23 protein-coding genes are annotated in these 22,306 nt (G+C 65.7%); 20 read left to right on the top strand and 3 right to left on the bottom strand.

All coding sequences use genetic code 11. The features are described from left to right. Window positions 1-112: 112 nt before the first annotated feature. The gene (locus tag ACULPM_RS06630; protein ID WP_445331375.1) at window positions 113-937 is read left to right on the top strand and encodes an HAD family hydrolase; all 825 of its coding nucleotides are present in this window, start codon (window positions 113-115) and stop codon (window positions 935-937) included. 237 nt (window positions 938-1,174) lie between these two features. Here ACULPM_RS06630 and ACULPM_RS06625 read toward each other — a convergent pair whose 3' ends face one another. Then, a complete protein-coding gene (locus ACULPM_RS06625) occupies window positions 1,175-1,780 on the bottom strand; it encodes a helix-turn-helix domain-containing protein (RefSeq protein WP_445331374.1) in 606 nt (201 codons plus the stop codon). 401 nt (window positions 1,781-2,181) lie between these two features. Here ACULPM_RS06625 and ACULPM_RS06620 point away from each other — a divergent pair, with 401 nt between their 5' ends. From ACULPM_RS06620 to ACULPM_RS06590, 7 genes are all read left to right on the top strand, one after another. Then, window positions 2,182-2,802: a bifunctional 4-hydroxy-2-oxoglutarate aldolase/2-dehydro-3-deoxy-phosphogluconate aldolase gene (locus ACULPM_RS06620; protein ID WP_445331373.1), complete on the top strand. Its 621-nt coding sequence runs from the start codon at window positions 2,182-2,184 to the stop codon at window positions 2,800-2,802. Between the two features lie 40 nt (window positions 2,803-2,842). Then, complete coding sequence (locus ACULPM_RS06615) at window positions 2,843-3,307, top strand: PTS sugar transporter subunit IIA (protein ID WP_087314354.1); 465 nt, start codon at window positions 2,843-2,845, stop codon at window positions 3,305-3,307. 77 nt (window positions 3,308-3,384) lie between these two features. After that, window positions 3,385-3,669 (top strand): PTS sugar transporter subunit IIB, encoded by a 285-nt coding sequence (locus ACULPM_RS06610; protein ID WP_072374520.1) that lies wholly within the window; start codon window positions 3,385-3,387, stop codon window positions 3,667-3,669. Window positions 3,670-3,756: 87 nt separating this feature from the next. After that, window positions 3,757-5,139, top strand: coding sequence for a PTS galactitol transporter subunit IIC (locus ACULPM_RS06605; RefSeq protein ID WP_445331372.1), 1,383 nt, complete (start codon window positions 3,757-3,759; stop codon window positions 5,137-5,139). Between the two features lie 72 nt (window positions 5,140-5,211). Beyond that, entirely contained in the window at window positions 5,212-6,855 is a 1,644-nt protein-coding gene (ilvD, locus tag ACULPM_RS06600) for a dihydroxy-acid dehydratase (protein ID WP_445331371.1), read from the top strand. A 157-nt stretch (window positions 6,856-7,012) separates the two neighbouring features. Next, window positions 7,013-7,993, top strand: a complete 981-nt coding sequence (locus ACULPM_RS06595; RefSeq protein WP_353652942.1) for a phosphoglycerate dehydrogenase — start codon at window positions 7,013-7,015, stop codon at window positions 7,991-7,993. Between the two features lie 29 nt (window positions 7,994-8,022). Beyond that, on the top strand, window positions 8,023-8,859 hold the full coding sequence (locus tag ACULPM_RS06590; protein WP_445331370.1) for a Cof-type HAD-IIB family hydrolase: 837 nt from the start codon (window positions 8,023-8,025) through the stop codon (window positions 8,857-8,859). Between the two features lie 19 nt (window positions 8,860-8,878). On the opposite strand, the gene ACULPM_RS06585 is transcribed toward ACULPM_RS06590, so the two are convergent. Together ACULPM_RS06585 and ACULPM_RS06580 are read right to left on the bottom strand one after the other, a co-directional pair. Further along, entirely contained in the window at window positions 8,879-9,316 is a 438-nt protein-coding gene (locus tag ACULPM_RS06585) for an arginine repressor (RefSeq protein ID WP_445331369.1), read from the bottom strand. Window positions 9,317-9,395: 79 nt separating this feature from the next. Next, a complete protein-coding gene (locus ACULPM_RS06580; RefSeq protein WP_445331368.1) occupies window positions 9,396-10,499 on the bottom strand; it encodes a CapA family protein in 1,104 nt (367 codons plus the stop codon). 640 nt (window positions 10,500-11,139) lie between these two features. Between ACULPM_RS06580 and pepT the strand changes: the two genes are divergently transcribed. The 12 genes from pepT (at window position 11,140) to ACULPM_RS06520 (ending at window position 22,289) form a co-directional block, all read left to right on the top strand. Beyond that, window positions 11,140-12,393: a peptidase T gene (gene pepT, locus ACULPM_RS06575; RefSeq protein ID WP_445331367.1), complete on the top strand. Its 1,254-nt coding sequence runs from the start codon at window positions 11,140-11,142 to the stop codon at window positions 12,391-12,393. Between the two features lie 4 nt (window positions 12,394-12,397). Then, window positions 12,398-12,931 carry a hypothetical protein gene (locus ACULPM_RS06570; RefSeq protein WP_445331366.1) on the top strand — a complete coding sequence of 178 codons (534 nt, stop codon included), beginning with the start codon at window positions 12,398-12,400 and terminating at the stop codon, window positions 12,929-12,931. A gap of 10 nt (window positions 12,932-12,941) precedes the next feature. Further along, entirely contained in the window at window positions 12,942-13,784 is an 843-nt protein-coding gene (locus ACULPM_RS06565; protein WP_167929894.1) for an HAD family hydrolase, read from the top strand. Between the two features lie 44 nt (window positions 13,785-13,828). Next, entirely contained in the window at window positions 13,829-14,623 is a 795-nt protein-coding gene (locus ACULPM_RS06560; protein ID WP_445331365.1) for an HAD family hydrolase, read from the top strand. A 3-nt stretch (window positions 14,624-14,626) separates the two neighbouring features. Then, window positions 14,627-15,736 carry an ABC transporter substrate-binding protein gene (locus ACULPM_RS06555; protein WP_445331364.1) on the top strand — a complete coding sequence of 370 codons (1,110 nt, stop codon included), beginning with the start codon at window positions 14,627-14,629 and terminating at the stop codon, window positions 15,734-15,736. Window positions 15,737-16,106: 370 nt separating this feature from the next. Next, the gene (locus ACULPM_RS06550; RefSeq protein WP_445331363.1) at window positions 16,107-17,912 is read left to right on the top strand and encodes a glycoside hydrolase family 35 protein; all 1,806 of its coding nucleotides are present in this window, start codon (window positions 16,107-16,109) and stop codon (window positions 17,910-17,912) included. 1 nt (window position 17,913) lies between these two features. Beyond that, window positions 17,914-18,378, top strand: coding sequence for a PTS sugar transporter subunit IIB (locus ACULPM_RS06545; RefSeq protein ID WP_167929898.1), 465 nt, complete (start codon window positions 17,914-17,916; stop codon window positions 18,376-18,378). 93 nt (window positions 18,379-18,471) lie between these two features. Further along, entirely contained in the window at window positions 18,472-19,380 is a 909-nt protein-coding gene (locus tag ACULPM_RS06540) for a PTS mannose/fructose/sorbose/N-acetylgalactosamine transporter subunit IIC (RefSeq protein WP_167929899.1), read from the top strand. Next, on the top strand, window positions 19,361-20,200 hold the full coding sequence (locus ACULPM_RS06535) for a PTS system mannose/fructose/sorbose family transporter subunit IID (RefSeq protein WP_167929900.1): 840 nt from the start codon (window positions 19,361-19,363) through the stop codon (window positions 20,198-20,200). The genes ACULPM_RS06540 and ACULPM_RS06535 overlap by 20 nt, the downstream gene beginning before the upstream one ends. 156 nt (window positions 20,201-20,356) lie before the next feature. Then, a complete protein-coding gene (locus ACULPM_RS06530; RefSeq protein WP_167929901.1) occupies window positions 20,357-20,974 on the top strand; it encodes a hypothetical protein in 618 nt (205 codons plus the stop codon). Between the two features lie 99 nt (window positions 20,975-21,073). Beyond that, on the top strand, window positions 21,074-21,493 hold the full coding sequence (locus ACULPM_RS06525) for a PTS sugar transporter subunit IIA (RefSeq protein ID WP_445331362.1): 420 nt from the start codon (window positions 21,074-21,076) through the stop codon (window positions 21,491-21,493). 64 nt (window positions 21,494-21,557) lie between these two features. Then, window positions 21,558-22,289: a GntR family transcriptional regulator gene (locus tag ACULPM_RS06520; RefSeq protein ID WP_167929903.1), complete on the top strand. Its 732-nt coding sequence runs from the start codon at window positions 21,558-21,560 to the stop codon at window positions 22,287-22,289. Window positions 22,290-22,306 lie beyond the last annotated feature (17 nt).

The following is a 22,306-nucleotide window of genomic DNA, read 5'->3' as shown; positions in this document are numbered from 1 at the left end:
GTCGTTGCCGCCTCGTCCCCCTGTCGCGCCTCTGAGTAACGTCACGGCGGGGCGGTGACAACCCCTCCGCCCCCGTGTCACAATGAGGTGTGCACGAGGGAGGGGAGATGCGATGGCAGTCCGGCTGGTGTTCATGGATCTTGACGACACGTTCGTCTCGCCGGACAAGACCATCACGGCGGACAACCTGCGCGCCCTCGACCTCGCCCACGAGCGGGGCGTGGGCGTCGTGCCCTGCACGGGAAGAAGCGCCGCCGGAATCCCGGACGAGCTCGTCTCCCACCCGAGCGTGCGCTACGCCGTCTGTGCGGGCGGCGCCGTCATCTACGACCTGCGGGCCAATGAGGTTCTGCGCGAGCTCGCCATCGATAAGGACCTGATGCTCGATCTCTATGGCGCCGTGCGCGACCTGCCCGTCACCTTTGATGTGCTCGCGGACGGCGTCGTGCGCACCCCGCGCGATCGCTGGCCCCTGCTCGACCGTATCGCCGTCAGCGAGCCAACCCGCCAGCAGGTGAAGTCCGTGCGCGTCCCCTACGACGGGACGGTCGAGGAGCTCGTCTCAGGCGCTGGGAGCGTCGGGCGCGTCAATATCTTCTACCTCACCGAGAAGGACCGCAAGGCCGTGTGGGACGCCGTCGACGCACGGCCGGCGCTCTGCCGCTCGTCGTCGCTGCCCTGCAATGTCGAGGTCACGCGCGCCGACGCCACCAAGGGGACGGCCCTTCTCTGGCTCTGCGAGCGCCTGGGCGTCTCTCCCGAGGACACGGTGGCCTTCGGCGACTCCACCAACGACGTCCCCATGCTCCTCGTGGCCGGGGACGGCGTGGCCATGGCAAACGCCTGCCCGGAGTGCCTTGCCGCAGCCGACCACGTGACGGCGTCCTGCTCCGAGTCCGGCGTGGCGCGCTACCTGGAAAATCTGTTTTTAGCCTAGCCCACGCATAAAAGGGGACGGGTTATTTCGCTCAGAGATTTTGGGACAGGCCTGGAGCGCCAGGCCTGTCCCAAAAACTCTGAGCGAAATAACCCGTCCCCTTTAGCAGGCCAGAATCTAGATTTCGCGTTTATTCCTATGGACTGAGGGTCTTTTATGCGCGGAGGATGAACGTGCGGCAAGTCTGGTGTGGCATGCTGCTTGGAACCAATGCTGTGGGGTGAACAGCTCCAGTTCCTAGAGCATCACCCAAGGCAGGCGCGACTCGGGCACTATAATGCCGAGAAGAACGATGAGCGTGACGGCGATGATCGCGCCGAGCACGAACTGCATGATGACGTTGCCGGTGTTGCGGCCCGCCTTGCGCTTGATGACGAATGCGGTCTGGGAGCCGTCGGCCGCCTCGAGCGCGTCGCGGAACGCCTTGGCGCGCTGCGCGCGCGGGCCGCGACGCTGCCAGACGAGGGCGAGCAGCCCCACGATCAGGACGGCCTCGGTGACGCGGATGGCGATCTGCAGCGCGTTGGGGTCGGTGTGGGAGAGGGCGATGAGGACGAGGGCGCAGGCGGCGGTCACGACGGAGACGACGCCCATGACGGCCGTCTCGTAGGTCTCGGTCCCCTCGATGACCTTGACCATGAGCTCCTCGTCCTTCTCGATGAGGCGCGGAATCTTGACCTTGAGGGCCATGGCGAGCGAGAGCAGCTGCTCCTGACCGGGGAACTCCTGACCGCTCTCCCAGGCGGCGACGGTCTCCTGGCTCACGCCAGCCTTCTCCGCCAGCTTGGCCTGCGACCAGCCGCGCCCCTCGCGCAGCTTGGTGACCGTGGACCCAAACTCCATGCCAGCTCCTGTCGTAGGGGGCCTGTGTTGGGCACATTCTTGCGCATAAGTATGGAGAAAACGTGAAGAATAGAATCAGATTATCAGATAATATTCAGAAAAATAAGAAGAATATGCATACAGAAATGAGACTCAAGAAGTGATACTTAGGAACAAATCTGCAGAACCGTTTCAGGTTGAGCTTAACACAGGACTACAAATCGAGTAATGAGACGCTGCTCAATGAGGGCGATTTATGAAAACCACAGATAGACGGCTCGTAGTATTGAAAGCTGCTCTTATTCCGATCTGGATTCCCCAGATGATTTCAATATGCAAAAATTGTGAATTGACGCCATATTTTGAAAACAGAATATGCAGACCTAGAATCTCACCAACGGAATCGAACAGAGGAGGCAGGTATGTGCGAGCTCGTTCTTCCCAAGGTGACCGTCATTCTCCGCGGCCATGAGACCAAGCAGGTCCTCACCGTCGTGGAGCAGCTCGTCGGCACCAAGGTCAACTCCATCGAGGTGGCCAGCAACTCCCCGCACGCGATGGAGTCGATCGCGGCGGCGCGCAAGGAGTTTGGCGCCGAGGTCCACGTCGGCGCCGGCACGGTGAAGAACGCCGAGCTCGCCCGTCAGGCCATCGCTGCCGGGGCCGAGTTCATGCTCTCGCCGATCATGTTCACCCGGGAGATCTTCGACCTCGCCAAGGAGGCCGGCGTTATCACCGTTCCTGCCGCCTTCAGCCCCACCGAGATCCAGAAGATGATCGACATGGGCGCCGACATCGTGAAGGTCTTCCCGGCCGGCCAGCTCGGCCCGGACTACCTCAAGGCCGTCCAGGCGCCGCTCGGCAAGCTGCCGCTCATGGTCGTCGGCGGCGTGAACGTCGCGAACGTCCAGTCCTACTTCGACAAGGGAGCCACCTACGCGGGCATCGGCTCCGGCATCTTCGACCCCGCCGACATCGAGGCGTGCGACGCCCCCAAGCTCGCCGCGTCGATCAAGAAGCTCGAGGAGAGCGTCGTCTGGTAACGGGTCGCGCGCGGCCCCCAAAACAGAGAAGGAGAAGAGCATGGCAGATCTGAGCTTTGACAGCTCCCTCGTCGTCCGCATCGACGAGGAGGGCCTCAGCTGCGAGGACGTGGAGCGCCGCCTGGCGGGCGTCCTCGAGGAGCAGGGCTACGTGAAGGACACCTACGCCCAGGCGATCGTCGACCGCGAGGCGAACTTCCCGACCGCGCTCGACATGGGCGGCCTCAACGTCGCCATCCCGCACTGTGACGTTGTGAACGTCAACAAGGCGGCCATGTGCATGGGCGTCCTGGCCAACCCCGTCGACTGGCACAAGATGGACGAGCCCGATGAGACCTGCAAGGTCTCCGTCGTGTGCATGCTGGCCCTCACCGAGGCCCACGCTCACCTCGAGATGCTCCAGAAGGTCATCGCCTTCGTCCAGGACCAGGAGCTCGTCGGCAAGGTCATCGCAGCGCAGGACGCCGACGAGGTCTTCTCGCTCGCCGGCTCGCTGCTCGTCTAGCAGCCCGTCCCACCATCAGGCAAGAGGCGCACCACAGGGGTGCGCTCAAGGCTCTCTGTGAGAGAAAGGAACAAAAAATGGCAAAGCGTGTTCTCGTGGCCTGCGGAAACGGCGTCGCCACCTCCACTGTCGTCGCCGCCAAGATCAAGGACTACTGCGCCGACCACGGCGTGGCGATCCAGGTCACCCAGTGCAAGATGCTCGAGCTCCACGACAAGGCCAACGACTACGACCTCGTGGTCACCTCCGGCAAGTTCAAGGACGCCGACGTCAAGACCCCGATCATCATGGCCATCGCCCTGCTCACCGGCATCAACGAGCAGGCCACGCTCGACAAGATCGTCGAGGCGCTCAAGGACTAGCTGACGCCCCGCGGACACGTCCGCTGGCGTGCGGGTCCCGTCGCCCCGCGCTCTTCTCGACCGTCCTCAATGTGAGAAAGGAAAGGCATGGACGCATTCCTCGAGACAGCAGCCTCTGTCTTCCAGGCGCTCGTAGACGCCGGCGCCTACGTCATGCTGCCGATCATCATCACGATCATCGGCCTGATCTTCCGCATGAACATCGGCAAGGCGTTCAAGAGCGGCATCACCATCACCTGCGGCTTCGTGGGCATCAACCTGCTCGTGAACCTGCTCAAGTCCGCGGTCTCCCCGGCCGCGAGCGCGATGGTCGCCAACTTTGGCCTCAACCTCGACGTCACCGACGTGGGCTGGGGCGCCATCTCCTCGGTCACCTGGGCCTCGCCGATCGTGGCCTTCCTGGTCTTTGAGATCCTGGGCATCAACATCTTGATGCTCGTCCTCAAGCTCACCAAGACCATGGACGTCGACATCTGGAACTACCACCACATGATGATCGCCGGCATCCTCGTCTTCTTTGTGACGAACAACATCGTCTGGGCGCTCATCGCCACGGCCTTCACCGCCGTCATGACGCTCAAGTTCGCCGACTGGACGTCGCCTCTGATCGAGCACTTCTTCGGAATCCCCGACGTCACGCTCCCGACGATCTCCTACACGTCGTCGATCATCATCGCGGCGCCGCTCAACTGGGTCTTCGACCGCATCCCCGGCCTCAACAAGGTCAACCTGTCCATCCGCAACGTCCAGAAGTACCTGGGCATCTTCGGTGACCCCATGATGCTGGGCCTCATCCTGGGCTGCGCCATGGGCGCCCTGGCCCTGATGCCGATCGACCAGATCTTCCTCACGGGCGTCAACGTCGCGGCCGTCATGGTCCTCATGCCCAAGATGACCGCCATGTTCGTCGAGGGCCTTATGCCCATCTCCGACGGCGCCCAGAAGTTCACGACCAAGCACTTCGGTGGCCAGTCGCTCTCCATCGGCCTTGACGCCGCGGTCGTCGTGGGCAACCCCGAGGTCATCACCACGGCCCTCATCATGATCCCGATCACGATCTTCCTGGCCTTCGTCCTGCCGGGCAACCGCATGATGCCGCTGGCCGACCTCTCGGTCGTCACCTTCCGCGTGGCCCTCGTCGTGGCCCTGTGCCGCGGCAACGTGTTCCGCTCCATCATCATCTCCATCCCGGTGATGGCCGCGATCCTGTACGCCGGCACCTTCGCCGCGCCGTACCTCACGGGCCTTGCCACCTCCACCGGCCTCTCCTTCGACGGCCAGATCGCCTGCATGGCCGGTCCGTCGCTCACGCAGACCGCCATCGTCTTCTGGACCTGCATCTCCGAGAACGCGATCATCCTCGTTCCGGTTGCCGTCGCCATCTTCGTTGCCGTTTGGATCCTCGTGGAGAAGAAGATCGGCATGGAGAAGATTGAGGCCTACGCGGCCGAGTACGAGGAGATGGAGTAGTCGTCCATCTCAGCTGAGGTGGTGGGTGCCGCCGACGGGGCGGCGCCCACCTCATACCCATAGGGGGAAACCATGGAACGTGCTATTGACAAGCTCGAGCCCTTCCAGCGCGCCATCTCCAAGGCCCACCTGGCCGCGGCCGGCGTCGCCGTGGACTCGCTCGAGAACCCCGACAAGCCCCTCATCGCGATCGCGAACAGCTGGAACGAGGTGTGCCCGGGCCACGAGCCGCTCAGGAAGCTGGCGGAGGAGGTCAAGAAGGGCGTCCTCGAGGCCGGCGGCGAGCCGATCGAGTTCAACACGATCGGCATGTGCGACGGCATCGCCCAGGGCCACGCGGGCATGCGATACTGCCTGCCCCACCGCGAGATCATCGCCGACTCCTGCGAGGCCATGATCGTGGGCGAGGGCTGCTTCGACGGCGTCGTCTACCTCGGCAGCTGCGACAAGATCATTCCCGCCATGCTCATGGCGGCGGCCCGCATCGACCTGCCCTCGGCGCTCGTGACCTGCGGCCCGTGCTACGACGAGATCAAGCCGTCCGAGTCCAAGGCCCTGCGCGCCCGCTTCCTGGCCGGAGAGGCCACCGAGCGCGACGTCATCGAGGGCACCCTGCGCTACTACACCGGCCCCGGCGTCTGCCCCTTCCTGGGCACGGCCAACACCATGGGCTGCCTGACCGAGGGCCTCGGCATGATGCTGCCCAACGGCGCGCTGTGGCCGTCGTCTACGAGCCAGCGGCGCTTCTCGGCCCGCCAGACCGGCGCGGCCGTCGTCGACCTCGTCCGTCGCGGCATCAAGCCGTCCGACATCATGACGCAGGCGGCGCTCGACAACACCGTCAAGCTGCTCGCCTCCATCGGCGGCTCGCTCAACGCCCTCATCCACCTGCCCGCCCTCGCCGCCGAGCTTGGCCTGGAGTGCACGTGGACCCAGGTGGCGGAGATCACCTCCAAGACGCCCGTCATCTGCAACGTCGTGCCCAACGGCGACATCTCCTGCGTGAACCTCTACAAGGCCGGTGGCATCCCCGCCGTCCTGGAGACCATCGCGGGCGACCTCGACACGTCGGTCATGACGGTCACGGGCAAGACGCTCGCCGAGAACCTCGAGACCTCGGTGCTGCGCTGCGACCGCTCGGTCATCCGCACCCAGGATGACCCCGCCTCCGTCGCCAACGGCATCCAGGTGCTCTACGGCAACCTCGCGCCCGAGGGCGCCCTGGTCAAGACGAGCGCCGTCCCCGCCGACCAGCACGTCTGGAGCGGCACCGCGATGGTGTTCAACTCCGAGGAGGAGGCCTTCGAGGCCTACAACGCCCACGCGATCAAGCCGGGCACGGGCGTCATCATCCGCTACGAGGGCCCCAAGGGCGGCCCCGGCATGAAGGAGCTCCACCGCGTCACGGAGATCATGAAGGGCATCCCCGACTCCGCCGTCATCACCGACGGGCGCTTCTCCGGCGCCTCCGGCGGCCTCTCGGTGGGCTACCTCTGCCCCGAGGCCTTCGACGGCGCGCCGATCGCGCTTGTTGAGAATGGCGACAAGATCAACATCGACCTCACCAAGAACCTCATCGAGGTCGAGGTCAGCGACGAGGAGTTCGCTCGCCGCAAGCAGGGCTGGAAGCCCGTCATCCACGAGAACGGCGGCCACCTGCTGGCCCGCTACGCCAAGCAGGTCAGCTCCGCTAAGACGGGCGCCGTTATCGAGTAGGCCGGACAGTCGGCCCTTGCCCGGGCCGGGCGGCGTCTTGGGAGATGGCGCCGCCCGGCTCTGTGCATCCCGTCGAAACGCCTGCCCGCGGGAAATGTTCCGCGACCGGAGGGTAAAATACCCTCCTGTCACTACACATTTTGGAAGGGGGCACGACGTGGCGGACACGTTCGTGGTTGCGTCGTGCGCTGCGACGTTTGGCATCTTCGACACCAGCGCGCTCGCGCGGCTCGAGGCCGCGGGGTGCACGGTGCGCGTCAACCCGTACGGCCGACCGCTCACCAGCGACGAGATCGTCGACTACGCCCATGACTGCGACGCCATCGTCCTGGGCAACGACTACCTCGACGCCGCCACCATCGACCGCCTGCCCAACCTCAAGCTCATCGCCCGCCACGGCGCGGGCTTCGACGGCATCGACTTTGCCGAGGCCATGCGCCGAGGCATCACGATCACCAACACGCCCGGCGCAAACCGGGAGGAGACCGCGGACCTCACCTTCGCCCTTATCCTGGACCTGGCGCGCATGATCACCCAGACGGTCACACAGCTCAAGTCCGGCGTGTGGAACAAGATCCCCGGCCGGAGCCTCTACGGCAAGACCATTGGGATCATCGGGGTGGGTGCGATCGGGATGTCCGTCGCCGCGCGCGCCATGGGCTTTGGGATGGACATCCTCGGCTACGATATCGTCCGCCGCGACGAGGCCTCCCACTACGGGCTGCTCTACACGAGCCTCGACGAGCTGCTCGAGAAGTCGGACGTGGTCACCATCCACGCCCCGCTGACCTCCGCCACGCGCAACCTCCTCGGCGCGCGCGAGTTCCGCCGCATGAAGGAGGGGGCGCTGCTCATCAACACGGCGCGCGCGGGCATCGTGCGCGAGTCCGCCCTCGAGCGCGCGCTGACCACGGGTCACCTGGGCGGCTACGCGGTGGACGTGTACGAGCACGAGCCGCCGACGCTGCCCAAGTTCTTCGAGCTGCCCAACGTCCTCACGACGCCGCACATCGGCTCGGCGACGCTCGAGGCAAACCGGCGCATGGGTGACGTCGTGGCGGACAACATCATCGCCTTCAAGGACGGCAAGGAGCCGCCCAACCGAGTGACGTACGCGGACCGCGTCCGCTTCTCGTAGCACGCGCCGCGCTCCGATAGGGGGACCCTGTGGTCAAGCTCGTCTTCGTTGACATGGACGGCACCTTCCTCGACTCGTCGAAGGCCGTCACGCCCGAGAACGCCGCCGCGCTCGACGCCGCGGCCGCCCTCGGGGTCCAGTTTGTCCCCTGCACCGGCCGCAACGTCGCCGGCCTGCCGCGAGAGCTCCTCGAGCACCCGTGCGTGCGCTATGCCGTCTGCGCCAACGGCGCCATCGTTGCCGAGGTCGCCGGCGGGCGCACCCTGCGCGAGGTCAGCATCGAGAAGGACCTGGTGCTCGAGCTCTACCGCCGCGTGCACGACCTCCCGATCACCTTTGACATCTTCGCGGACTCCACCGTCTACACCGAGCGCGCGCGTTTCTCGCTCATCGACGAGCTCGACCTCAGCGACGTCACCAAGGACTTCGTCCGCAGCGTGCGCACCGTCTACGACGGGAGCTTCGAGGACCAGCTCGCCCGCGTCGGGAACGTGTGCCGCCTGAACGTCTTCTACCGTCGCCCCGAGGACCGCGGCGCGGTCTGCGCGCTGATCGACGACGTCCCCACGCTGCGGCACACCTCGTCGCTGCCGTGCAACATCGAGGTCACCGACAGCTCCGCTCACAAGGGCGCGGGCCTGCGCTGGCTCTGCGACCACCTGGGCGTCTCGCCCGCGGACTGCATCGCCTTCGGCGACGGGGACAACGACCGCACGATGCTCGAGGCCGCCGGCGACGGCGTGGCGATGGCCAACGCCTGCGCCGCCACGCTCGCGGCTGCCGACCACGTGACCGCCTCCTGCGACGAGTCGGGCGTGGCGCGCTATCTGGCGCCGATCTTCTCGGCCATGGCGCCCGCGCGCTGAGGCGCGGGAGACCGGCGCGCTAGCCGCTCGTGGCGAGCGCGGAGACGGCGTTTCTGACCTCGTCCGCGCCAGCGGGGGAGTCGGTTGCCACGAACACCGTGTCGTGGCCCGCGATGGTGCCGAGCACGTGGTCGAGCCGCGCCTCGTCGATGGCCCGGGCGACGCTCTCGGCGGTCTCGGGCTGCGTGAGCACCACCACGAGGGTCTGTCCCGGGGCGCTTCTCGTCTCCACTACAAACTCCGAGAGCACGAGTTGCAGATTGAGGTCCTCCTCGAGGACATAGAACCCGCCCGCAAGCTTGCGGAGGTGCATTTCTGAGATGTCGCGCGAGACTGTGGCCTGCGTGCAGCTGAAGCCCAGCTCCCTGAGAGCGGCGACGAGCTCATTTTGCGTACGGATGGACTGCGCGCGGACGATGCCGCGAATCGCCTCCTGCCTGCCGTTGCTGCGCTTCATGCTCGCCTCCTGCCGCCTTCCTGTGACCAGCATACGCGAAACCGCCGCCAGACGCGGGGAGGGGCGCCCTCATACGCCGTCACGCGTCGACGGGGAAGTCGCCCCCGAGGCTGTTCACCACCTGCTCGCTCGTGTCGCGCAGCCAGGCGAGGGGGTCGTCGAGCTCCGCGAGCGTGGGGTGCGCTGCCGCGAGCTCGGGCGTGTAGTCGGAGAGGGCGTATACCGCGAACGACGTGCCGTCGGTATGGTTGACGAGCGGCACCCACGTGACGTTCTCGATGCTGATCCTTCCGTCCTTGCGTACGAAGTCGCAGCTCAGCATGCCCTCAAGCTCGTTTCTGGGTCCGGGGTAGGGATGGTTGCTCAGGAAGTTGCCGAGCGAGTATGCCACGAGGGTCTGGTTGCCTCCCTCACCCTCGACCCATGCGAGGGGGCCGATGACGTGCGGGTGTGACCCGAGGACTACGTCGACCCCGAGGTCGGCGAGGAACTGCGCGTAGTCGAGCTGCGTCTCATCCGCCTCCATGAGGTTCTCGGTTCCCCAGTGCATTGCGACAAGAACCACGTCGGCCACCTCGTGGGCCCGCGCCACGTCCGCCTCGATGCGGTCCTTGTGCATGTAGTTCACGGCATGGCCGGGGAGGTCCTCCTCGTCGTAGCCGTTGACGCCGTATGTGTAGTCGAGAAGGGCGAACGTGATGCCGTTCTTCTCGATGGTCGCGATCTGGGATGCCTCCTGCTCGTTCGTGGCGGTGCCGACGAAGACGACTGGCTTGGAGTTCCACACCTTGCGCGAGTGCTCGTTCGCCCCGAAGTAACCCCAGTCGTAGGCGTGGTTGCTCGCTGACCCCACGAGGTCGAATCCGGTCTCCACGATCGCGTCGGCCATGGCGTCGGTCGTGTTGAACGAGGGATATCCCGCCGGGCCCAGGTCATCCCCGCCAAGGTGCGTCTCCTGCTTGACGTATGCGAGGTCGGCGGACTCGATGTAGTCCCTCACAGGCTCGTAGATGGGGGCGTAGTCATAGAGGCCGTCTCCCGGCTCTCCCGCGAGGGCGTCGGCGTAACGGGCGATCTCTGTCTCGGGGAGGTTGTCCCCGACGGCGACGAAGCTGACGGTCGCGTCCTCGGGCGGCGCCTCGGAGACGGTGACGCCGGGCTCGCGCGGTTCCCCTGACGTCATGACATGCGCCGCAACTACGCACGCGGCTGCGAGCGCCAGTGCGCATCCCGCGATAAGAAGCGTCGATGGACGGCCGCGGCCGGCTTGCGATGTGGGGGCGGGCTTCGGAGGGGCAGTGCGAGTGGGCGCCTGTGCCGGCTCTATGCGCGTTCCCCGCTTGTGCGGGCGCGGGGTCTGGCGGCGTCGCGAGGGCATGCGCGTCCTCCTTTCCGGGGCGCTCTCGGCTGCGGTCGTGCCTCGCCGGCGCTCATGAGCGCCGGCTTGATTGACAGATTATGCACAGTAGGCCAGCCGCATCTTGGAGAACGCGCTCGAGCGTCGGCCTGGAACCGGTGGGCGGCCGGCGCTCATGAGTGCGACCGGGGCGGAGGGGCTGGCATCGCTCCGTAGGGATTCTCGTCTCCGCCCCTCCGGGTACGTACACGCCGCCCCCGGGTACGTACCAAGTTCATGAAATGATGTTCTTCTCGCTACTGCCTCTACCTGCTGATTCTTTCTGAGGGGCAACGTCTTTGGACGCCGATGCGTGTACGTATCCGGAGGAGGCGTGTACGTATCCGGAGGGGCGGGGATCTGTCGCCATTGCCAGGACGCGTGCGCTAGACTAGCAGGCGAGAAAAACGCGACCCCGGAGGTGCCCATGTCAGACGTGCTCGATCGGTTCCTGCGTTATGTCCAGGTGGACTCCCAGTCCGACCCGGCCAACATGGACGTCACCCCCTCCACGCCGCGCCAGCACGACATGGCGCGCGTCCTGGCGGACGACCTCAGGGCGATCGGCTGCATGGACGTGACGGCCGACGAGCACGCCTACGTCACGGGCACCCTGCCCGCCTCCGCCGGCGCCGAGGCGGCGCCGGCCCTCATGCTCTGCGCGCACGTGGACTCCTCGCCGGACGCCCCCGCCGCGGGCGTGCACCCGCACGTCGTGCGCTACGAGGGCGGCCCCCTGGTGGCCGGCGTCGTGGACGGCGAGCCGGTCCAGACCACGACCGAGCAGGTTCCCGACCTCGCGCACCTCAAGGGTCAGGACATCGTCTGCTCGGACGGCACCACGCTCCTCTCGGCGGACGACAAGGCGGGCGTCGCGGAGATCATGGCGCTTCTCGCCCGTCTGGCGGAAAACCCCGAGCTCCCGCACCCCGCCATCAAGGCGGCCTTCGTGCCGGACGAGGAGATCGGCCATGGCGCCGAGCTGCTCGACCTCGAGGCCCTTGGCGCCCGCTGGGGCTACACCGTCGACGGCGAGGCACTCGGCGAGCTCAACTTCGAGTGCTTCTCCGCGAGCGAGGCCACGGTCCGCGTGCGCGGCGTGATGGTCCACCCGGGCAGCGCCAAGAACGTCATGGTGAACGCCATCACCGTGGCGGCCGAGTACCAGCGGATGATCCCGGCGGCGGAGCGCCCCGAGCACACGGAGGGCCGTGAGGGCTACTACCACCCCACGGACATCGAGGGCAGCGCCTCGGAGGTCACGCTCACCTACATCCTGCGCGACTTCGACGCCGAGGACTTCGCGCGGCGCGAGAAGACCATGCATGACGTGGCGGACTTCCTCAACGCCCGCTACGGCGAGGGAACCGTCAACGTGAGCATTCGCGAGCAGTATCGCAACATGGCCGAGAAGTTCGGCCCCGAGGACCGCTGCCTCGTGGACTATGCCCTCGAGGCCAACCGCGAGGTCGGGATCGAGCCCGTCCTGGTGCCCGCGCGCGGCGGCACCGACGGCGCCCAGCTCACCTTCCGCGGGCTGCCCTGCCCCAACATTGCGACGGGCGGCTACAACGCGCACTCGGTGCGGGAGTTCATCCCCGTGAGTAGCCTCGAGCTGACGGTCGACCTGCTCGAGCGACTCGTCGCCAAGTTCGCCGCGCCCGCCGGGGCGGGGGAGTAGCGGGATGTGGCTCAACCTCCTCGTGGCGGTTGCCGTGGCGGTGCCGCTCGCCTCGATCGCGCTCATGCGGCTCGGCAGCGTGCGCATCACGGAGCGCCACCACAGCCGGCATGACACCTACGTCGTCCCCGTCGCGTTCACGCGCTCGCTCGTGCTCATGATGGCGTTCATGGGGGCGATGGGGCTCTTCCTGGGCTGGCTCTGCAGCTCGGTCTTCGCGGCCGACCCGCCCGAGGTCCTCGCGTTCTTTGACGCATTCATCGTGACGGCCTTCATCCTGTGGCTCGTCCTCACCCGCTACAAGGTCTCGACCTTCGAGGGGTACATGGTCGTCACCCCCTTCGTGGGGCACGACGTCGTGGTCCGCTATGACCAGATCGAGCGCATGGAGTGGGCGGGGTTCCGCAAGGCCTCCGGCTATCGCGACCTTGACGTCTGGGTCGGCGGCTCCCGCGTCGTGCGGCTGAGCGCGCTCGTCGACCTCGAGCAGATCCTCATGAGCATCGACCGCTTCGACGCGCTCCCGAGCGCTTCCTAGGAGGTATCGCGTGATCAAGCTCGTCCTCTCCGACATGGACAACACCCTCGTCCCCTTTGGCGCGCGCACCGCGAGCCCGCGCACCATCGAGGCCATCCACGACGTGCTCGACGCCGGCGTTCGCTTTGGCCCGGCCACCGGGCGCGACTACGTCGAGCTCATGCGCTTCTTCAGCATGGACGAGTCGTGCTTCATGTCCGGCATCTTCTCCAACGGCAAGCGCGTCCGCGTGGACGGGGAGTACGTCCGCACCGTGACCTTCGACCACGACGTCCTCGTGCGCATCGACGAGGTCCTGCGGCCCGAGGAGGGCATGTTCCTCATCTGCTACCCCGCCGAGACCAACCTGCTCAATCCCGCCTATGGCGTGGGCACCACCTCCGAGGAGCTCGCCGTCTTCGAGGGAATGACGAGCTTCAACGGCGGCGTGGTCGACGAGGTGCCCGACGAGCCCTTCGTGGCCGCCACCATCGCGTGCAAGGGCGGGCCCGAGCGCATGGACCGCTGCCGCGCGCTCGTCGCCGATGCGGTGCCGGAGGTCGACATCGTCTCGCCCATCCCGCAGTGGTTCGACGTGCTGCCCAAGGGCGTCTCCAAGGCCGACGGCCTCGAGGTTCTTCTCGATGCCCTGGGCATCACGTCCGACGAGGTCGCCGTCTTCGGCGACGCCGAGAACGACCTTGCCATCCTGAGCAAGGTGCGCCACTCCGTCGCCGTGGCAAACGCCACCGACGAGGTGCTGCGCTGCGCCAACTATCGCGTGGGGGCGAGCGCCGACGAGGGCGTCGCCGACGCGCTCTTCGAGGTCGCCCGCGCCGCCCGCGCCGGCGAGATGCCCGCGTTTCTCTCATGACAAAGGTGACAGGTTCATCTGTCAGGCTTTCAGGAAGGGGTCACATGATCAAGCTCATCGCGTCCGACATGGACGGAACCCTGCTCGACGACGACTCGAAGGTCCCCGAGGAGACCTACGAGCTGATTGCGGCGCTCGCCGAGAAGGGCGTGCGCTTTGTGGCAAGCTCCGGCCGCCGCTATGACACGCTGCGCTGGCTCTTCGAGCCCGTGGCGGACAAGATGGACTACGTGGCGTCGCTCGGCACCCAGGTCTATGCCGACGGGCGCCTGCTCGACCGCGAGGTCTTCTCGACGCTCTCGGTGATGCGCCTCTTTGAGACCACGCAGCTCTTCGATTGCCTGCACCTCGCGCTCTACGACGCCACCCACACCTACCTGCTCAACGACCAGAGCTCCTACATCCGCGAGCTGGACAAGGATCTTCCCAACGCCGAGCGCCTCTTCGACCCGCCCTCGCCCGACGTGAGCATCATCAAGGCGGCCCTGTGCTGCGAGTACCCCGACCAGCTCATGGACATGGCTTACGTGCTGGAGCGCGAGCTCTCCGAGTTCTTCACGTTCCTCCCGAGCGGCTCGCGCTGGATCGACGTGGTCCCGCGTCACGTGAACAAGGCCACGGGCCTCGAACAGGTCATGCGCTACTGGGGCATCGGACCCGACGAGGTGGTGGCCTTCGGCGACTCCATGAACGACTACGCGATGCTGCGCTACGTGGGGCACCCCTACGTCATGGAGAACGCCCGCTACGCCGTGCGCCAGATCGGCCAGCGCGTCATCGGTCGCAACTCCGACCACGCCGTCCAGCGCGTCATGCGCGAGATTCTGGAGGGGCTGTAGGGCGTGGCTCGCGTGCTGTCGAGAAGGACGCTGCTCGGGTCGGCCGCGCTTGGCGCCGCGTGCGCGGCGGCGGGGCTGGCCGGGTGCTCTGACGGTGACGACGGGGCCGCGAGCGCGGACCCTGCCGCGACCAACCCCCTCGCGGGCAAGCTCGGCGGCAAGCTCGTGCTCAGGACCTCGTGCTCGGAGACGCTCGTCAACGCGGTGGTCCCCGCCTTCACGGAGGAGACGGGCGTTGCGGTGCGGATCGTGTCCTGTCCGGACGCGGAGCTGCTCTCCTGGTATGGGGACGGCACCGCGGAGAGCGCCGGAGACCCCACCGAGCCCGCGCCCGACGTGGTGTGGGGTGCCGACCCGAGCTGGTATGCCGGGTCGGAGGGCCGCCTCGAGGAATACATCTCGGGTGAGAATGGCTCCATGCGGGAGGGCTGCCGGAGCGTCGGCGGCCGCATCACGCCCGTGACGCGCGACGTCGCCGTGATGGCGGTGGGGGAGAGCGCCGCGGAGGGTCCCGAGGTCACGGGCTATGAGACGCTGCTCGACGAGCGCGTGCTCGGCTCTGTTGCGATGGAGGACCCGTCCACGAGCGCGCGGGGGCTCGCGCACCTGGCGGGGATCGTCTCGGGCCTCTCGACCCGAGGGGCGGACGCGCCGTGGGAGTACGTGAGGGAGCTTCTGGCCGGCGGGGCGCTCGTGTCGGCGAAAGACGTGCTCGACGCGCCAGGGCGAGAAGAACGAGCCGTCGCGCTCACGTCCGAGCAGCGCCTCATGCAGGCCCACCTCCTCGAGCCGCCCGCGCCCGAGTCGGTCTATCCCGTTGAGGGGGCCTGCGTGACATGCGGCTGCACCGCCATTGTGTCGGGGTGCGCGAATCTCCGGCAGGCACGCGCATGGGTTGACTTTGTGACGGGGAGGGCGTGCCAGGAGCACCTCGCCGCCGAGGCGCTTGCCCGGCCGGCACGCTCCGACGTGGCAGAGCCGGAGGGCCTGCCCGACGCTGATGACCCGATCGTCCCGGATCGCACGGGCCTGCTCGCCACGTGGGCGCGCGTTCTCGATGAGACGTGGGAGCCGAGCGAGGTCGCTCCAGAGGATGCCGCGAACGCACAATAGGCCTCCGCTCGGATGCGCGGCGGGCGGCGCCACGCATGCCTGGGAGCGCACGTAAAATCATCTTAAACAAAGTGATATCGATTCCATAGTGGTCTTACAAAAGTAAGACCAGATGACAACTGTTAGAGTTGTTACTACCAGTTAATGTGCAGCTCAGAGGGTGTAAAAAGGGGAAATTGCCAACAAGTTGGTATCTTTACCTGCGTAAATGAGCAATTACCGTTTAGCGAGAAAAACCTACCACTCAAAGCGTTCTTCACATTTCCGCGATAACTATGAGGAGAACGTGTATCATGGCTATCGTGACCCAACACGGCCTCATCTTGGCCAATAAGTTCGGTCTTTAATATCGTCGATCGCAAGGAGCGGGATGCATACCTTCGAGGTGAACAAGGAGTTCCTGCTCGACGGAGAGCCGTTCCGGATTCTCTCGGGCTCCATCCACTACTTCCGCGTGAACCCGGAGGACTGGCACAACTCCCTCTACAACCTCAAGGCCATGGGGTTCAACACCGTGGAGACGTACGTACCGTGGAACCTCCACGAGCCGCGTCCGGGCGAGTTCGACTTTGCCGGCGGCCTCTCCCTTGCGCGCTTCCTGGACGAGGCGGCCGAGCTCGGCCTCTGGGCAATCGTGCGCCCGTCCCCGTTCATCTGCGCCGAGTGGGAGTGGGGCGGCCTCCCGGCCTGGCTGCTCCAGGACCGCTCGATGCGCCCGCGCTCGCGCGACCCCAGGTTCCTCGCGCGCGTCGCCTCCTACTACGACGCCCTGATGCCCATCCTCGTCGACCGCCAGGTCACCCACGGCGGCAACGTCATCATGATGCAGGTGGAGAACGAGTACGGCTCCTACTGCGAGGACAAGGAGTACCTGCGCGCCGTCCGCGACCTCATGCTCGAGCGCGGCGTCGACGTGCCCCTGTGCACCTCCGACGGCCCGTGGCGCGGGTGCCTGCGCGCCGGCACGCTGATCGACGACGACGTCCTCGTGACCGGCAACTTTGGCTCCCGCGCCGGCGAGAACTTTGCCAACCTCAAGGCCTTCCACGAGGAGCACGGCAAGAACTGGCCGCTCATGTGCATGGAGTTCTGGGACGGCTGGTTCAACCGCTGGGGCGAGAACGTCATCACGCGCGACGCCCAGGACCTGGCGGACTCCGTGCGCGAGCTGCTGGAGCTCGGCGGCTCCATCAACCTGTACATGTTCCACGGCGGCACCAACTTCGGCTTCATGAACGGCTGCTCCGCCCGCCACACCCACGACCTTCACCAGGTCACCTCCTACGACTACGACGCCCCCCTCGACGAGGAGGGCAACCCCACGGAGAAGTGGTACAGGCTGCGCGACGTGGTGCGCGAGCTCTTCCCGGACAACTGGACCGCCGACCCCGTCGTCAAGACCGCCGTCGAGGTCCCGGCAGAGAGGATTGCCCTCACGGGCCGCACCGGCCTCTTCGAGAACCTCGCCGCGCTCGACCCCGAGCCCATTCGCTCGCTCTACCCGCAGACGATGGAGGACATGGGCCAGTCCTACGGCTACGTCCTCTACCGCACGCAGATCGAGCGCGACACGCTCGAGCCCGAGCGCATCCGCGTGGTGGACGGCCGCGACCGTGCCCAGGTCTTCGTCAACGAGAAGCTCGTTGCCACCCAGTACCAGGAGCACATCGGCGAGGACATCCGCTACGCCCTTCCCGAGGAGCAGAACCAGCTCGACGTCCTCGTGGAGAACATGGGCCGCGTGAACTACGGCCACAAGTTCCTTAGCGACACGCAGCGCAAGGGCATCCGCACCGGCGTGTGCGTGGACCTTCACTTCGTCCTCAACTGGGAGGCCTACCGCCTCAGCCTCGAGGACGTCTCCGGGATTGACTACGACGCCGGCTGGGCCGAGGGGACGCCGTCCTTCTCGCGCTTTGAGTTCACGCTCGACGAGCCGGCAGACACGTTCGTGGACACTACGGGCTTCGGCAAGGGCGTGGCGTTTGTCAACGGGGTTAACATCGGGCGCTACTGGGAGATCGGTCCCATCATGACGCTCTATGTCCCCCACGGCATTACGCGCGCCGGCGTTAACGAGCTCGTGTTGTTTGAAACCGAGGGAACCGTGGGCGACTCCATCTCCCTACGCTCGCAGCCCCTCATCAACCACCTCGAGAAAGAAGGAGTTGAGTAGCATGATCGTTGGAGCACGTGTTGACTTCCGTCTCATCCACGGCCAGGTCGGCAACCTCTGGGCCAACGCCCGCCAGGTCAGCCGCTTCATGGTCGTCGATGACCAGGTGGCCGAGGACGCCGTCCAGAAGCAGGTCCTGCGCATGGCCACCCCCGCCACCTGCAAGCTCTCGGTGCTTCCCGTCGAGAAGGCCGCGGCCAACATCCTCGCCGGCAAGTACGACGCCCAGCGTCTGTTCATCGTCGTCAAGAAGCCCGAGGTCTATCTCAAGCTCGCCAAGGCCGGCGTGAAGTTCGACGAGATCATCCTCGGCAACATCACCTCGATGAACATCGTCAAGACCTACAACCGCAACATCAACTGCGGCCAGGACGACGTCGACGCCCTCAACGAGCTCGCCGCCATGGGCATCCCCATGGTCATCCAGCTCACCCCGCAGAACAGCCCGGAGCCCTTCAAGCCCTAGGCATTAGGCGCTACGCGGTGAGGGGAGATGCACCGCAGCCATATAGCGTGATTCGTACGTTTGATTCGAGTTGTTAGAAGGAGGAAAAGAACCATGATTCAGTGGTGGCAGATTCTTCTGCTTACGCTCTATGCGGGCTTCCAGATCATGGACGAGCTGCACTGGTACTCCAGCGCCGGCTCCGCCGTGTTCTCCGGTTTCATCACGGGCCTCATCATGGGCGACATGGCAACTGGTCTTTTCATCGGTGGTAGCATGCAGCTCACCATCCTCGGCGTCGGCACCTTCGGCGGCGCCTCCCGCATCGACGCCAACTCCGGCACCCTCATCGCAACGGCCTTCGCCGTCAGCGCTGGCATGGACCCGGAGCAGGCCCTCGCCGCCCTCGGCGTGCCCGTGGCCGCCATCCTCGTCTACACCGATATCCTCGGTCGTATGGCCAACACCTTCTGGGGTCACGCCTGCGACGCCGACATCGAGAAGATGAACTGGAACTCCTACAACATCCACTACTGGATGGGCGCTGTCTCCTGGTGCCTCTCCCGCATGATCCCGGTCTTCCTGGCCCTCGCCTTCGGCCAGCCGCTGGTTGAGGCCATCACCACCGCCCTCAACGGCGACCTCGCCTGGCTCGGCACCGGCCTCACCGTCGCCGGTGGCATGCTGCCGGCCGTCGGCTTCGCCATCCTGCTTCGCTACCTGCCGGTCAAGAAGCACATCGCCTACCTGATCCTCGGCTTCGTGATCGCCGCCCTTCTCGGCACCGCCTTCACGAGCATCGCGACCGTTGGCGGCGACGCCGCTACCATCGCTGGTGCCCTCAACGGCCTGCTGCCCGAGGACGCCGCGGTTGCCGTCGGCGGTGGCTACAAGAACCTGTCGATGCTGACCGTTGCTCTCATCGGCTTCGCTCTTGCCTACATCTACTACCAGCAGCACCAGAACGCGCCCGTCGCGGCTGTCTCTGCTGGTGCGGAGGGAGATGACGACGATGAGCTCTAATGTCGGACAGACCACTGGCTACAAGATCACCAAGGCTGACCTTCGCCAGATCAACATCCGCAACCTCGTCGGCTTCCAGGCTGGCTGGAACTACGAGCGTATGCAGCACTCCGGTTACCTGTGGATCATCCTTCCGCAGCTCCGCAAGATCTATGGGGACAACACCGAGGCCCTGAAGACCGCCTGCCGCACCCAGTGCTCGCCGTTCTTCAACACCTCCAACTTCCTCAACACGATCATCACGGGCATCGACCTCGCCATCGAGGAGACCGAGGGCCTCGACGGCCTCGAGACCGTCGCCTCGCTGAAGACCGGCCTCATGGGCCCGCTCGCCTCCATCGGCGACTCCATCTTCGGCTCGCTGCTCCCGACGATCTTCGGCGCCCTGGCCGCCAACATGGCCATGGCCGGCAACCCGCTGGGCATCTTCATCTGGATTGCCTCCTGCATCGTGGTCGACTGGTTCCGCTGCAAGCAGACCTACATCGCCTACGATCAGGGCATGAAGCTCGTCACCACCATGTCCGACAAGCTCAACGCCATCACTGACGCCGCCACGGTCATGGGCGTCTTCATGGTCGGCGCGCTGATCTCCACCAACGTGGGCATCGTCCTCACGATCAACCCCAACATCGGTGGCGTTCCCCTGGACGTTCAGGACATCCTGAACAACATCTGCCCCAAGCTCGTCCCCGCCGCGCTCGTCGGCTTCGTGTACTGGCTGCTCGGCCGCAAGGGCATGACCTCCACCAAGGCGATCTTCATCGTCCTGGTGCTCGGCGTTGTCCTCGGCGCCCTCAACCTCGTCGCGAAGGGCTAAGGCACCCTCTGGCCTCGTGGCGCCCGGTCACTCCGGGCGTCACGGGCCGCACTGCTTCGTTCGAGCGGGCGCGCATCTCACGGCTCGGGACCACGTCGGTTCTTCGCCCTATCTCCCGAGATGCGCGCCCGTTCCACCTAGAAAGGCTTTTTCGTCGTGGAACCGGGCGTTATCGCATTTCTCGTACTCGTCGTCGTGTACTTTCTCGCCTCTGAGGGCTTCCGCCACTACTACGAGGCAAAGTACCAGGGGTTCTTTGAGACGGGACACTACAAGGAGGCCATCGGGGCCCTCGACAGGATTCCCGCCCGCGTGACGCTGACCACCTACCGTCAGTACTACCTTCGCTTCCTGTGCTACCAGGCCATGGACGACGAGGAGATGGCCACGCGCATGATTGAGCTTCTCGTCCGCATGAGAAACTCCGCCAAGCGCCAGGCCCAGACCCTCGCCGTCGCGTTCAACTACTTCACCCAGCTGGGCAACAAGGAGCGCTGCAAGGAGCTTCTCGCCCAGCTCAAGACCTGCAAGGCGGCCGACAAGGCCGTCATCCAGGACTGCCAGCTCACCTACGACATCGTCTTTGGCAAGCGCTACGACTACATCGAGCAGATGGAGAAGATGCTTCCGGGCGCCGCCCCCGAGCTCAAGGGGAAGCTCTGCTTCCTTCTGTGGAAGCAGTACGCCAGCAAGGGCGACAAGACCCATGCGAAGCGCTACAAGCGGCAGTTTGAAGAACTTACGAATTTGAGCACGACCCAGCGTCATCAGTAAAACGGGCACTGGTCACGATACACTAGCGGAACACTGGTTATAAACCAGTTTACATTGGGTCCTCGGAATGACCGAGGAACGTAGGGAAAGGGAGCTGTCATGATTGGTTTCATCCTCACCGGCCACGGCCACTTCTCGAACGGCCTCAAGAGCGCGCTTGACATGATCGCGGGCCCGCAGCAGGCCTTCGAGATCGTCCCCTTCGAGGAGGGGGAGGCCGGCGCGTACGCCGACAAGCTTCACGACGCCATCAAGGCCATGCGTGACCAGACCGACGGCGTGCTCGTCTTCTGCGACCTCATGGGCGGCACCCCGTTCAACCAGTCGATGATCGCCACGAGCAAGATCGACAACATCTCCGTCGTGGCCGGCACCAACCTGCCCATGCTCATCGACATCGTCATGTCCCGCACCGAGACCTCCACGATCGACGAGCTCGTCTCCGAGGCCGTCGAGGTGGGCAAGGAGGGCGTCTGCCACATGGCGCTCGACCTCTCCGATGACGAGGACGACGAGTAGGGGTGACCTCGCGCCGCGCCCCGGGCTCCCGGGGCGCGGCAGATCGTGACGAACGGGAACGCAGATGACGTCGAGACCAAAGAAGCAGCCGCTCTACGACCAGCTGGTCGACATCCTCACGGAGAAGATCGACCAGGAGTTCCGCCCGGGTGACATCCTGCCGTCCGAGCGCGTTCTCTCGGAGCGCTACGGGCTCTCGCGCACCACGGTTCGTCTCGCCCTGAGCGAGCTCGAGCGACTCGGCCTCGTCGTGCGCCAGCACGGCAGGGGGACCTTCGTGGCCGACCGCTCCACGCAGGCCACGAACCTCATGCAGTCCTACAGCTTCACCGAGCACATGCGCTCGCTCGGCCGCGTTCCCGAGACCACCATCCTCGAGTTCTCCGAGACTGACGCCGACAAGAACCTCGCGGAGCGCATGGGCGTCCGCCTGGGGGAGCGCCTGTTCAAGCTCAAGCGGCTGCGCTCCGCCGACGCCACGCCCATGATGGTCGAGCTCTCGTACCTGCCCCTACGCAAGTTCATGACGCTCAAGCGCGCCCTTCTCGACAGCATGCCGCTCTACGAGATTATCGAGAACGTCTATCACGAGAAGATCCGCGTTGCCGAGGAGGAGTTCTTCGCGAGCGTGGCGCGTCCCGCCGACGCGCACCTGCTCGACATCTCGGAGGGCGCGCCCGTGCTCGACCTCGTGCGCACGACCTACAACACGAGCAACGAGGTCATCGAGTACACGCTCTCCGTCGCGCGAGCGGATCAGTTCAAGTACAAGGTCTACCACCAGCGCCTTCCCTAGCGTGCAACCGTGCAAAA

It is taken from the genome of Thermophilibacter sp. ZX-H3, assembly GCF_052599055.1.
The sequence above is the reverse complement of the archived record's forward strand: the minus strand, read 5'-3'. Positions and strand labels throughout refer to the sequence as shown.